Here is a 14159-nt window from a genome sequence, read left to right as displayed (position 1 = left end):
GAATGTTCAGTTATTGCATATCAATGTTAGATATCCATTGATCTTTTGTTCCCCACAGTTTGTTGGGTTTATCTGATGCGGTAATCATCAAAGTCCCGCCTTTTGATATTTCTTCGTGGGTTAACCAATTTCGGTTAAGTGCTTTACCGTTTAATGTGGCCGATTGTATGTACCGGTGGTTAGGCGCATAGTTGGCCACTTTAATGGCAAACTTATTTTTGCCTGTATTAATTGCCACTTCATTAAACAACGGCACACTCAGGTAATAAACCGGCCAGCCTGTGCAAGCGGGAAAAATACCTGTGGCTGCAAAAATATACCAGGCCGACATAGCCCCGGCATCATCATCCATGGTGCGAATATAAGTATCGGGTTTGTTTTGGTAAATGACATCCACAAACGGGTCTATACCGCGGCTGTTATCGTTAAAGTAGTATTGTACTACGGTGTCTACCGCATATTTTTGAACGAGGTATTGAGACCTCCAGGGCTGCGATGTTGCGTTAAACATTAACGGGGCTTGTATATCGGGCTCGTTGGCGTGGTTGTAATAATCATCGTCAAAAAACCGGTTCAGTTCTTTCAGGTAGCCCTCTTCCCCACCCATCAATTCCATCAGTCCTTTGTTATCAAACGGTACAAGCCAGCGATATTGCCAAATAGTTCCCTGGTACATGCCACGGGCCGATACGCGGTCAACGTCGGGCTTGGTAAGGTCTTTAAAATCCTTGTTCCAGTAACTTTTATAGGCTAATGCTTTTTGTTTGTACTTAGCGGCTAGTTCGGTTTTACCGGTAATGCTTAATATCTGCGACAAAGCCCAGGTATCGTAGCTCGATTCCAGTGCCTTATCGGGCGTTTTAAAATCAAGGCGGTCTACCTCGGCAACGAGCGAATCGGTTATACTTTTGAAATCAACCTCAAAACCTTTGCGGTATGCATCCAGTAAAACTACAATAGCATGCTCGGTACGCACCGTGTTAGAGGGCTCGTGCTGGGTGGCATAATCTTTTTTGCCGTATTTATACATTTGGGCAATGGAGTTTACCATGTACTTGTACTTTTCGGGATAAAGCATAGCCAGCAAAGGCAGCTGCGTACGGTAATTATCCCAAATGGCCCAGCCATTATAAATCTCGCCCGTGGTGTGCTGTAAGCTGCCATCGGTAGTACGGTAGCTGCCATCTTTTTCTGATACCAGGTAAGGCGATTGCACCGTACGGTAAAGCAGCGAGTAAAACAGTTTTTCGCGGGCCGGGTCGCCCTTAACGCTAATGCGGCCAAGCACATTATTCCAGCTTATTTGGCTGCTTGCTGCAACTGCATCAAAACCATTGGTGTTTAACGCTGCTTGCGCGTGTGCCACATCAACGCTGGAGAAAGCTATATTTAACTGTACCTGTGCGGCACCAGTACCGGCCAGCAACTGATGATTATTAAGGGTACTGATTTGCACAGGAACATTGAATTTAAGCGCGTAATAGATACGGTAAGTTCCTGCATTGCAGGTAGTGCGCGAGTCTATCCAACCGCTTATACCATTGTTTTGCAGTTGGTGTTCTTCGGCTACAAATTTATTGGACAATGTATGGCTTAGGTCTATATAGAAGCCCCTTTTTGAGTTTTCGGGGAAAGTGTAATGCTCTGTTCCGGTGTTATTATTAACCGCAATATTCACTTTTATATGATTGGTAAAGGCAACTTTATAAAAGCCCGCACCAGCACTTTCTAACGATTTAGTTAAAACACATTGACCTGCATCGGCACCAATGAACGGTTTAATTAAGATATTGCCACCGCTACCCTGGCAACCTACGCCCTCAAAACGGTTGTGCGTAAAGCCTAAAAACGTTTTGGCTTTATGCTCGTAGCCCATGTGCAGCTTTGGATAAGTTTGCGGCCCAATGCTCAGCAAGCCAAACGGAGACGAAGCCGCAGGCGACATTTGACCATGATCTCCAGAAGAGCCTAAAAATGTATTGACCTTTTGGGCGGTTTGCGCTGGAACATAAACCCAGGAAAATAAAAATAAAATAAACAGTAATAATTTCATGCCTTTAAATAACTAAAAAGGAGAGACATATTATATCCCTCCTTTCTATGTGAATATCAGAATCTATCTGTAACCCGGGTTTTGATACATTTTTTCCGGATTGAGCTTATACTCATCAAACGGAATCGGGAAATACCTGTCTTTCGTGGTAAAGTTGGCCAGCTTGGCTATACCAAAATCGGCCTGGCTTTTACTTTTGAAGTAATTAACCAGTTCATCGGTACTAAAGGTACGCAGTAAATCAAACCAGCGGTGATGCTCAAAGGCGAGCTCAACACGGCGCTCATGCAAAATTGCCAGGCGCAGATTTGGATATTTTGCGTTATAAGTTGAGTTAGCTGCCGATACTGCATAAGAAGGCATACCCGCCCGTGCACGTATCATGTCGATGTATGAAATAGCACCGGCACTATCGCCCAGGTAATTGCTTACTTCGGCCAGCATCAAAATTACATCGGCATAGCGTATCAAGATCCAATCGTTGCCGCCGTAGCCTAAATTAGAGGCACCTGAGCTGGCATCGCGAAATTTGGTGATGAAGTAATCTTTAACAATGGGGTCGTTCGCAAATTTTACAGAGAAGGTCATACGGGGGTCATTAGTCTCATAATCTTTAATCAGATCGGGTGTAACGTTACCACCAGAGCCTGATGAGGGTTTCAGAGAATTAATAGTTTCGCCTTTGGCTTGGTTATTAGCTGCAATTGATGAACTGTAAGTTGGGTCGCCTTGTTTGTTAACAATCTGCCATATAATTTCGGGGCAGGTTGCTTTCTTGGTCACATCAAATACATCGGCATACGGGATAGTACTTAAATCGCCGAACGTGCGCATATTATAAGCGGCTAAAAGGTAGGTTTTTGCATCGTTAAGGTTGGCCTGGCGATTGGCCTGATCTTGCGTAGTAGCCATGGTTAAACAAACCTGACCCAAGGTGGCATTTATAGCCGCCTTTGAAGCGCGCCCAATGCCTGCACCAGTTTGCAGGTTGGGCAGGTTGCTATTCAAAGCATCTTTTAAGTCGGCCACAATTAGTGCGTACACGGCAGCCTGCTTTTCGCGGAAGGTATTGGCAGAAAGCTCATCCAGATCGCTGAAAGCGACAGTAACCAGCGGCACATCGCCCCAGGTACGTACCAGTTCAAAATACATTACCGCACGTAAAAATTTAGCTTCGGCTATGTATTGTTGTTTCACAGCCGCGTCGGTAAATGTCACCTTATCTATATTAGCTAAAACCGTATTTGAGCGCGATATAGTATTATATAACGATACCCAATGGCTTTTTAAGTAAGTGTTACTTGGCAATATAGAAAAATCGCCGAATTGGAACGGCTCACCGGCATTACTCTGGTTGTCGTTACGGCCAGTGTCGTCAGAGCGCTCATCTGTCCAGAGTCCGCTGTTTTCGCCAATATTGTTACTGCTGCGTAACGATTGGTAGATACCATTTACTGCTGTGAGCACATCATTTGGCGTACGAAAGCTTGTAGAAACTTCTACCTGGTTGGGAGGTACCTGCTCTAAAAAACTTTTTTTGCATGAAGTACTTACCAGCGTTAAAGCTGTAAGGCAGGATATGGTTATAATTTTTGTCTTCATTTCTAATTCATTAATACTTTAGAAAGTAATTCTCAGGCCTAAGTTATAAGAGCGCACCAACGGGTAAACGCCGTAATCAACACCTGGGGCAAGGTTGGTTGGCTGTGTGCTGTTAGACCCGCCCGAAGAGTTGTTATAATCAACTTCAGGGTTATATCCCTTATACTTTGTTATAGTAAAAGCATTCACCACCGTTGCAAAAATGCGGGCATTGCTTATACCTAATTTAGCATCAACAGCTTTGGGTAGCGAGTACCCCAGGCTGATGTTGTTACAACGCAAGAAGGAACCATCTTGCAGGTAAAAGTTAGAAAGGCGGGTACTATTGCTTTGAGTGCCCGCACGTGATGCACGGAACACGGTTCCATCGCCCGGCTGTGCGGCATTACGGTAGCGGTTAGCTACATCGGCATAGTTATTACCCGAACCCTCCATGTTATACAAGTAGTAATCTTGTCCGTCTAGAACATCGTTACCTTTTGATCCACTGAAAGATGCGTTAAAATCAAACCTTTTAAAAGTAGTGCTTAGGGCAAAACCGTAAGTAAAATCAGGGTAAGGGTTACCAATAACGGTTTTATCGGCATCGTTTACAATACCGTCTTTGTTGGTGTCTTCAAAGTAAAGGTCGCCTACGTGTAACGGGTTAGATTGCGAGGCCGATGGTGCCACAGTACCAATGTTTTGTGGGGTTACCATGCCTGCTACTTTAAAGCCGTAAAACATACCTACAGGCTGGCCCTGCTGTGTTATATTAGTTAAGTAAGAACGTTCTGCACCATTAATGATAATACTGTTATTTGCAGGAAACTTAGTTACCTTATTACGATTCACAGATATGTTACCGCTTAAGTTAAAGGTAAAATCTTTAACGCTCACCACACGGCCATCAAGCTGTAAGTCAAGACCTTGATTACGTATTTGTGCGTTACGCAAGTTGGTTAAAACAGATGTACTGCCCGAGATGGCTGATATAGGCTGCGTGTACAATATATTGCTTGAGTTACTGAGGTAATAGTTAACAATAGCCGATAACCTGCCTTTTAACAGACCTAAGTCGGCACCGAAATTGTACTGGGAGGTAGATTCCCAGCTTAGTCTCTCGTCGGCAATACCGTTAGAGTAAGTTCCCGAAACCACCGCACTGGTGTTGCCAAATACTACACCTGTTGGGCTTGATAAAAATTGCAAGTAGCCGTAGTTAGGAATGTTATAGTTACCACTCTTTCCCCAACTGGCCCGTAATTTAACTGTTGACTGCTCGCCTAACCAGCTATGATAAAAAGATTCTTGCGAAAGGTTCCAACCGGCAGATACAGATGGGAAGTAACCATACTTATTTTTAGGGCCAAAACGCGATGAGCCGTCGGCCCGGAAAGTACCCATCAGAAAATACTTACCGTCATAGTTATAGCTTACCCTGCCTAAATAAGACAGCAGCGTATTGGTTGCTTTTCCGGTGGGTGTTAAACCTGTTACACCTAAACCTGTGGCTGTGTTTAAATTAGCCTGATATAACCTGAAAAAAGCTGCATCGGCTCCCTTGCCTGTAATTTCAGGAACGTTGTCATTTTGAAAACCTGTGGCAATAACGCTCACAATATCCTGGCTGTTTTTTTGAATGGTGTAACCACCAATTGCATCAAAATGGTTTTTACCAAAATCTTTTTTGTAGTTGAGTGTAAACTCAGCCAGTTGATCGGTTACATCGGTAGTTTGAGCTGCTGCGGTTGCCGCTGCAATAGATTGTGGCGAGCCCGGAGGGTTGGCACCGTTACTTAAGTTGGTAGGCAAATAGTAATCGTACTTTTCGTTATACTTAGTTGTACCAAGAGTTGCCTTAAAAGTAAGATCGTTTAATATCTTGTAACTTGCATTGGCATTTATTAATGTACGGTAGCCCCTACGGTTTATTTTGGTGCGGGTAGCCAGCGCAACAGGGTTTTCGATGCTTTGATAACCATATGCACCCGATTCTGCAGCAGCCCTGTTGGTAGCCAACGAGCCATCGGGGTTATAGGCCGGGAAGAAAGGCATGTAGATTAGAGCGCCCAAAATTGGGCCGTGGTCAAAACGGCCTTCCTGAATTTCGCGGTTGTAATTTTGAGTGTAAGCAGCACTGGCTCCAACATGAAGCCTTTTGCTAACGTCGGCATCAATATTACTTCTAAAGTTATAACGCTCCTGTCCTGAACTAACAATAATACCTCCCTGGTTTTGATAACCACCACTTAAATAATACTTAACACCGTTTGCACCACCCGAAAATGATAGTGTATGACGCTGATAAAAGGCATTACGGTAAAGCTCATCCTGCCAATCGGTGTTTACCGTTTGCGGAATTAGTGACTGGGTAGCAGAATTGTATAAATAAGTTGGAATACTCACGCTGGCGGCGTTACCTACATTGGCAATACGGGTAGCATTATTGTCTGAATACATAGCATCGTTCCATGCTTTGCCAGCGTTTGTCCACAGATCATAATAAGCGTTGTTGCGGCCATCAATTACCAGTTGTGCAAATTGATCTGAGTTAAGCAGATTTACTTTTTTAGCAAGCTGGCTATAACCCGTCTGTACATCGTAATCAAACCTCCCTTTACCCTCTTTACCGTGCTTAGTAGTTATAATAACTACCCCACCCGATGCTCTTGAGCCGTAAATAGCGGCCGAAGCAGCATCCTTTAAAATGTCTACAGATTCAATGTCTTCAGGATTGATATACACATCGTTATTAGCCGGATAGCCGTCAATAACGTATAAAGGATCTGAACTGGCAATAAGTGAACCAACACCACGTACCCTTATTTTAGTTGTTTGGTAAGGTGCACCGCTGGTTTGCGAAATTTGTACACCGGCAACCTTGCCTACCAATGCCTGGCCCAAGGTTGGGGCGGCCAGGTTAAGCTCGCTCGCCTTTACGCTGGAGATAGCACCGGTAACATCGCTTTTGCGCATGGTTTGGTAACCAATGGCTACCACCTGGTTTAGCTGATTGTATTCTGGTTTTAAGGTTACGTTTATTGAGCCATCGCTAACGGTTACTTCCTGGGTTATGTAACCTATAAAACTAAACACTAATACAGTGCCTTTGTCGGCATTTAAAGTGTATTTACCATTAGCATCAGTAACTGTCCCGGTGGTACTATTTTTAATATGTACCGATGCGCCGGCAATAGGCAGGCTATTTTCGTCATACACGGTGCCCGATACAGGCATTGCTCTGAAACTTTTGGCTGTGGCTGCAGTAGCCGTTAAGGTGGTAATTAACAGTAATACAAGAAATATGCTGTTAAAAATACCTTTCAAAAGATTAGGGGTAATCTTTTTATTCATACTTTTATTAATTAGAGAGTTGAGAACTTATGCAATGAGTTAATTGACAACGAATAACACAGAACCGGATGATTGTTGGCGCACTCTCCGGTTCTTGTATTACTTAAGTATTTGTGCGGAGTTGTTTGAACTTGTTTACATTTTACATAGGCAATGTTGTGAGCGAGGGTGGCTATTTATTAATAATGCTTAAGATCTAATCCTGTCTTGAATAGTATTTAAAACTTCGAGATATTTTTTATCATTATGGCAACAAAGCTACCTTCAATATCTTAAGCCAATGGGCTTTGCGTATTAATTTTCCATTAAGAAAACTTTAGCTATATTAACTTTGTGTAAATAAACATGGCGTTAATTGATAGCGAATAGATATTAGCATCAGATCCTTTAAAACAAAAAAGCCGTACTTCTTAAAGACGGCTCTTAACAATGGTTAAGTTGATTTACCACATGGTCGTGGTGTAATTGATATTATTCTTGCGAGCAGATGTTACCGCAATTCCTTTTTGGGTATTGTTTAAAAAAGTAAAGCCTTCCAATTCATCGGTCCGGTTATTAAGGTCTGTTTGTTTAATAACCACCATTTTACCAGCTTCTACCGATTTGGCAAAGTCTACATAGGTAAAGCGCCACCTGCGCCCTTCAACCTGGTTTTGGATAAGCACCAAAACGCCTTTTGAGTTAATCCAGTGCAGGTTTTGTACCCAGGGCGTACAAGTAAACTTCTTGAACAAGACACCGGCTTCAGAGGTTTTTTTGCATTTGGCCAGCTTTTCAGGATCGTATAGGCGTACTTCGTTACCATGTTCGCCATAATCGGCGGTGGCTACATACCATCTTTTATTATATTTCACATACTCCGGGCGGGTGCCTTGTATACATACATCATCCTCTATGGTATTAAGCAGGTTGCCGTCAAGCGTTCCGGTTTTAAGCAAGCCGTTCCAGTTCACGTTGTATATTACGGCCTTCCATTGCGTTCCTTCGGGGTTTAACCTTATTGAATTACCTATGAAAACCGGAAGGCTCGAATGGTAAGCGATACCTGTTGGGTGGCCAATTACATCAATACCTTTAAGCGTTAGTTTATATTCTTTACCAAGATAGGTCAAACTATCTTTTTGCAATTTAAACTCGCGGATGATGCCTGTTTCGCGGTCGCCGTATAAAAACACACGACCGTTTTGGTAAGACACACCCTGGCATGCACCCAACGAGTCGACAGTTGTTTCGCGTTCAATGGTCGTGGTTACTTCAGCGTTTATAAAGGCTGTTGCACCGAAAACCAGGAGGACTGCTGGTATTAGCCACAAATTTTTCATCATATGAATACTCAGTAATAAATTAAGGATCCATTGGCTCGTCGGCATCAATCTGCAGCGAGGTGATGACCGGATAAAACTCTAATGCTGTTTCTGAAATACGCTTGCCCAATTTATAGGGAACATATTTTAACTCGTTAAGGCATCGTTTTTCCATATTGGCGATGCTATTATTTTGAAATTTATCAGTTATAATAAGCGCGGGTTTATCCATTGGTATACCATACCTGAAAATCAATCTAACATCGTTACGTATGTTGGTTGTGGTATGGCGGGCATGTGGTTCAATAATTACTGCATTTTCGGGTACATGCAGTGTGCCAACCATGTACTTCTTCATTTCCACAGCCTCATTATACTTGGTTTTATAGGGATGCACACTTCCACCCGAAACTACCACAAAAGGCGCCTTACCCAATTGATATTGCCGGGCTGCGGTTTTGCAGCGTAGCATACCCTCACCGCTTAATGGTGTTGTCAGATTTTCGGGGCCGGCACCAGGCACCAGGATGTGTGAATAAGGGTACGATGCCCATTTGATTTGCTTTACACGTTCGGCAGAGGTTTTATTGGCGGTGGTTGCCATAGGCTCATAGTCGGCGGCATTTCTTCGCTCGTTTACTTCCAGGTACAATAATGCTGCTTGCAATGCCGGTTCAAAAAATAACGAACCTGGCTTAATTAAATCAGTTACCTCGGTTGAACAGTTGTACATCAAAGCGAAGTAAGCCCGCTGTTTAGTATCATAACTAATTGAATCTATTTGCGGATAATTAGGTTTTTTGCCTTCGGCATAAACACCAATGGTATAATTTACGGCTTTTGCGTCCTGCTCCCACGCATTAATCAAAAGTTCGGCAGGGGTTTTCGCATCGTACATGATATAAGTGCCAGAGGGTATCAATTGATTTTTCACCAGCAAATCCAACGCATTGCCGGGCTTGTATAATGCGGTTAAGCGTGCGCTTACCAGGCTAATTTCCTCATCGGTGAATTTAATTTGTGCAGGTAAGCATAAAGCATCTTTACATTCGGTAAGTGAACTATGTAATGCATTTGTCTTCTGCTGCATCAATTTTAAAAGTTCGGAATCGGCTAATAAAAGATTACTAACAGCTTTATCTTGTTCAAATAATGTGAGCAAATAATAATTCTTGGCCTTTACCCAGTCGTTACCCGAAACAAGTTTATAGTTTGGATTGGCTGATTGTAATTGTGCAAATGCCGACGTGCCCGTAAAGCACAGGGCAAATGATAATAATAGTAGTTTATGCATGCTCATATTTCTTTTGCAAATTAGAGTTTTGTTTATGAACAAGAGGTTAAGATAAAATTACGAAGTTCTCTTAACAAGAAGTTTTACAGCTCGTATTTATAAAAAGCAATACCTGTAAGTGCTGCTTAAAGTAGGCGCTACAACTTATTTGATGCCGTGCTTGTTAAGGATATCTATTATTTGAGGCTGTATATGTTTAAGCATACGGTCGTAGCCTAAATCGTTAGGGTGTGTGCCATCTATAGTGCCCTCATGATCGTTACCAATCATATTTTCGGAAGTGATAAAATATAGATTTTTCATCCCCTTTTGCAGTAAATAGAGCACTTCGGTTTGCACATTTAAGTTTTGCTGTTTAACCTGCGCTCCAAGCTGTTTATCCCAATATCCGGTTTCACGCACCAAACTTTGTAATACAATTATTGGTGCACTGCTATGCTTATTCCTTATGGTGTTGATTAGATTGGCTGTACGCTCGGTTACTAATTTGGGGTTGGTATTAGGTACGCAATCCAATATGTAGGCGTCAGCATCAATGGCGGCCACCATGTTGGCTACCTCAGGTTCCATTTTGGCGCTGCCGCTTAAACCTAAGTTTATAAAATTAATTCCGCTTGCCCTTGATAATCTTGCCGGGTAAGCCATGCCCGGCCGGCTGGCTCCTGTTCCCTGCACAATACTCGAACCATATATCAGAACCCGTTTTTTAAACGGATCTTCGTTGCTGCTGATGGATGCCTGCTTTTCGATACCAATTTCCACCTTATCAACCACATCGTATAACGGCAAGTAAAGAAGGCACTCCTTTTCTCCTTTGTCCATGTGGCTAATGAGTATCTCATCATTGCACACACCACTCACCCGCCCAATTCCAGCAAACTGCCATTGATCTCCATTTTTTATGTAAAGATCTACCCCCTTTTGTGCTGTGGGCATCATGTTGGGCAAAGCCCTGCTTTTTGACACACACCACTTTGCCGCTATTACGGAACTATTTGTTTTGAAAGAAATTGCCAACCCGGCAGCATTGGTAAGCAACTGTGCTACTCGCGGCGGTAAACCTTTGTATTTATTAGTGTCAATACGGTCGTACCTGTTAGGAGTTTCCTCACTCTTACCAACTAAGGTAAATGAGCTGGCACTGGTAAAGTTCAGGTTTTCCACTTTTTGTGCGCGTGCTTCAAAATAAAGGGCACAGCACAGTACAATCAATAAATATCTCATCATCTAAAGCGCTTTTCTTTTTAAAATTAACAGCATGGGGTAATGATCCGAAAGTGTATCGGTAAGATTGTCCTTTACCAGGGTAGCATCAACCAAATATGGAATGAGCGCCTGGCTTACGTTGATGTAATCGATACGGGTATAATTTTGGTGTTTTCTCAGTTTGGTTGGCGCGCTTTTATCGTACGTTGAATTGAATTTGCGCCAGGTATCTATGAGTCCGGCATCTAATAATTTTTGTATCGCGGTGTAGTCAATCTCGCCGTTCCTGGTTATTTTAACATCAGCATTGTTCTTCTCACTGTTAAGCACCAGTTTCATTTTCGTGTCGTTGTTATAATCAGACTTATCTAAGGGCGACATGTTATTAAAATCGCCCATCAGGATAAGTGGTTCATCTTTGGGTACACGGTTTATATACTTTAGCAAAGTATCAACTTCTATAATCCGCTTTTCATAAGTTTTAGGATCAAGATGCGTAACCATGATGTGGTAGCCAGCTGTTTTTACATACAGCATCCCATGCTGCATGTCTTCTGTAACTTTCACAACATCCGTAATGGGATATTTGGACATAAGCGCCAACGGAAAACCGGCTCTTTTCTGCAGCACAGTATAAGGATAGCCCATAGCTTTGGCCATTTCTACCATTTGAGCCTTTGATATGCCATTGAACTCCTGGAAAGCAATTACGTCCGGGCTTCTTTTGCTCACCCATTCCTGAAAAGATCTGATTAGTGCGCTGTCTCTCCTAAAACCCTCCAGCACATTGTACGAAAGCACCTTAAAGAGCCTTGGGTCTTGTTTCTTCGAAAACAGTGCCTTGGTTTTTTCGTAGGCAGCAAGATTTTCTACCGTTTGTGCATTTGCTGCGAAAAACCCAAGGCACATAAATGCAACAATAAACAGATGCGGTTTTATATTAACCATTTTATCTGTTTAAGATCAGCACCATTGGATAATGGTCAGAAGCATAATCGGTAAAGGTGTCTTTCACCAAGTATGAATCAACATAACTATTCACTAAGGTGTTGTTCATCCATATATAGTCTATCCTTGTAAAGTTGTTGTGATTACGAAGTTTAGTTGGTGCACTTTTGTCATACTTATTGGCGCGAAATAGTTTCCAAGTGTCTTTGTAGCCCTCATTAATTACACTTTGAATGGTACTATAATCTATCTTCCCATTGTTTAAGATCTTCGTGCCCGGGTTGTTGATCTCCGAAGCTCTCACCAAATTCATCTTGCTGATGTTGTTATCGTAAAATGAAGAATCTTGCGGCGACATGTTGTTGAAGTCACCCATCATTAACACTTTTTCGGTACTGGGAATAAGCCTGGCCCGGTCAAGAATAATACCTATTTCTTCTTTACGTTTTTCGTAAGTATCGGGGTTAAGGTGTATAACAAAGAAATGATAATCGAGCACGCTTGCCTCAATAAGGTGTAATGTGGATGGTTTTGATTTGATATCGGTGATTGGAAATTTGGAGATCAAAGCTACAGGCAATCCGTTTACATGGTGTATAAGCGAATAGTTGAAACCAATGCTGGTTGCTAAAGCTTTCAAACCGGTTGGTCCAAATCCCTTCATTTCCTGAAAAGCAATCACGCTGGGTTTAAGGGTGTCTACCCACTGTTTAAACTGTGCTATACGTGCAGTATCACCCCTAAAACCTTCATAAATATTGTAAGAAAGCACTTTAAACTTCGTACTGTCAATGTTAATACTTCGGGCTTTCTTTACCCCGCTTACAGGAACATCGGTGGTTAGTTTAGCCGCTTCTTTGCGGCATGAAATAAAAATGCAGCTTAGCACCAGCATAAGTGCTGCAGCGCGTTTCAATAAAGATAATTTCGTTTTCATATATTGTTTTTTAGTTTTGCCACCATACTTTGGTTGATAAATTATCGCCACCTATTCGTGCTGCAGCAGCAGTGTAACTTGCGTTATTGGTGGCTTTTGTAATTAACGGATATTCGAACCGCTTGGGCAGTATACCGTTGTTGCCTGTTGCCGGTCCTATAGGTAATACAGGGTATCCGGTGCGCCTGTAATCGTACCATGACTCAAAGCCCGAAAAGAACATTGCAATATATTTTTGACTCATTAGCCGTTCCATTGTGGCTGTAGTGCCGGTAAACCTAACGGTAGACCTGGCCAAATAGGTGGTACCGGCGGTACCATCCCAAGTACATTTCCACTGCTTCCACGACGCTTCAACGCCTTTATTGTAATAAGACTGGGCATCAGCCGTTATCCAACCCTTCAATGCGGCTTCGGCCAGTAAAAAATTAACTTCAGACCAGGTAAGGATGGGAAACGGATAATCGTCTTCCTTCAATGTGGTTGCCAAGGTAGAGGTCTTTAGTCCACCGTTGTCGGCAAATGCAATGGTTTCCTGTTCATTATAGCCGCTGGGAATGCCTACGTAAGCTCCCGGCGTATTTTTAGTAGCATACCTGAACCTGCGGCCATCAACCGTAGTATTCATTATATCCATCAATGGTTTCCCCATTCGCCTGCTTCCGCTAAACTCGGCTGCAGCCATTTCAAAAAACAGGTTGATGAACGGCTTTACACCAGTATATTTCATCATAGCCTCATCATCATTACTGCCTATAAGCGGGTATTTAGTGGGGTTAGTAAACATTTCGGCAATTTGGGCCGGTGCATTCATTTCACTTCTGTTAGATACACGTACCAATAAACGCAGGCGCATTGAGTTGGCAAACTTTTTCCATTTCGCAGCATCACCCGCATAAATCAGGTCTGTACTTTCAAACGGTTTAGTTTCGTTAAAAAGATCATTCGCCGTTTTCAGATCAGCCAGTAAGGAGGTATAAATAGACTGCTGGGTATCATATTTTGGATAATCAAGATCTTCTCTGCCTCTTAAAGCCTCGCTATAAGGTATATCCCCAAACATATCGGTAAGATTGGAAACAAACCAGGTTTTCATTACCAATGCAGCTCCCATATTATTTACATCATTGCGCTGCTTCGCAATCTTATACATCTCGTTCATGTCATTAGCCTTCACATAAAGCCCCGACCAAATGGCATCAAATTCATTTTCTTTAAATTCATAACGGGCAAAGTCGTTGAGCGCACCAGTTTCTACCGTATACTGCATCAATTCATTGTTAAGCCGGTGAGCCCTCCTGGTAATTATCCACATGCCGTCAAATTGTGCCGGTGCTAATAAAGTGCCGGGAGCTACGTTGGTAACCTTAACCGGATCAGTATTCAGCTTTTCAAAATCTTTAGTACAAGAGGAGGTCAAACTCACAGCGATAATAGACGTGAGTAATAAGATGTGTTTAGATAAAAATTTCATATCAA

General features: G+C 42.6%; 9 protein-coding genes. All 9 read right to left on the bottom strand.

Translation table 11 applies throughout. The features are described from left to right. Positions 1 to 10: 10 nt before the first annotated feature. On the bottom strand, positions 11 to 2053 hold the full coding sequence (locus tag IEV61_RS09460; RefSeq protein WP_188416005.1) for a glycoside hydrolase domain-containing protein: 2043 nt from the start codon (positions 2051 to 2053) through the stop codon (positions 11 to 13). 63 nt (positions 2054 to 2116) lie between these two features. Continuing rightward, a complete protein-coding gene (locus IEV61_RS09455) occupies positions 2117 to 3655 on the bottom strand; it encodes a RagB/SusD family nutrient uptake outer membrane protein (protein ID WP_188416003.1) in 1539 nt (512 codons plus the stop codon). An 18-nt stretch (positions 3656 to 3673) separates the two neighbouring features. Beyond that, positions 3674 to 6991, bottom strand: coding sequence for a SusC/RagA family TonB-linked outer membrane protein (locus IEV61_RS09450; RefSeq protein WP_188416001.1), 3318 nt, complete (start codon positions 6989 to 6991; stop codon positions 3674 to 3676). A gap of 443 nt (positions 6992 to 7434) precedes the next feature. Continuing rightward, positions 7435 to 8316 carry a hypothetical protein gene (locus IEV61_RS09445; RefSeq protein ID WP_229747083.1) on the bottom strand — a complete coding sequence of 294 codons (882 nt, stop codon included), beginning with the start codon at positions 8314 to 8316 and terminating at the stop codon, positions 7435 to 7437. A gap of 19 nt (positions 8317 to 8335) precedes the next feature. Continuing rightward, entirely contained in the window at positions 8336 to 9589 is a 1254-nt protein-coding gene (locus tag IEV61_RS09440; protein WP_188416000.1) for a YdcF family protein, read from the bottom strand. A 144-nt stretch (positions 9590 to 9733) separates the two neighbouring features. After that, positions 9734 to 10816: an SGNH/GDSL hydrolase family protein gene (locus tag IEV61_RS09435; protein WP_188415999.1), complete on the bottom strand. Its 1083-nt coding sequence runs from the start codon at positions 10814 to 10816 to the stop codon at positions 9734 to 9736. After that, positions 10817 to 11743 carry an endonuclease/exonuclease/phosphatase family protein gene (locus IEV61_RS09430; RefSeq protein ID WP_188415997.1) on the bottom strand — a complete coding sequence of 309 codons (927 nt, stop codon included), beginning with the start codon at positions 11741 to 11743 and terminating at the stop codon, positions 10817 to 10819. A gap of 1 nt (position 11744) precedes the next feature. Then, on the bottom strand, positions 11745 to 12680 hold the full coding sequence (locus tag IEV61_RS09425) for an endonuclease/exonuclease/phosphatase family protein (RefSeq protein ID WP_188415995.1): 936 nt from the start codon (positions 12678 to 12680) through the stop codon (positions 11745 to 11747). A gap of 10 nt (positions 12681 to 12690) precedes the next feature. Continuing rightward, positions 12691 to 14154: a SusD/RagB family nutrient-binding outer membrane lipoprotein gene (locus IEV61_RS09420; RefSeq protein ID WP_188415993.1), complete on the bottom strand. Its 1464-nt coding sequence runs from the start codon at positions 14152 to 14154 to the stop codon at positions 12691 to 12693. Between the last annotated feature and the right edge of the window lie 5 nt (positions 14155 to 14159).

The organism is Mucilaginibacter galii (assembly GCF_014635825.1).
GTDB lineage: Bacteria > Bacteroidota > Bacteroidia > Sphingobacteriales > Sphingobacteriaceae > Mucilaginibacter > Mucilaginibacter galii.
Note: the sequence above shows the minus strand (reverse complement) of the source record. Positions and strands in the feature narration are given on the sequence as shown.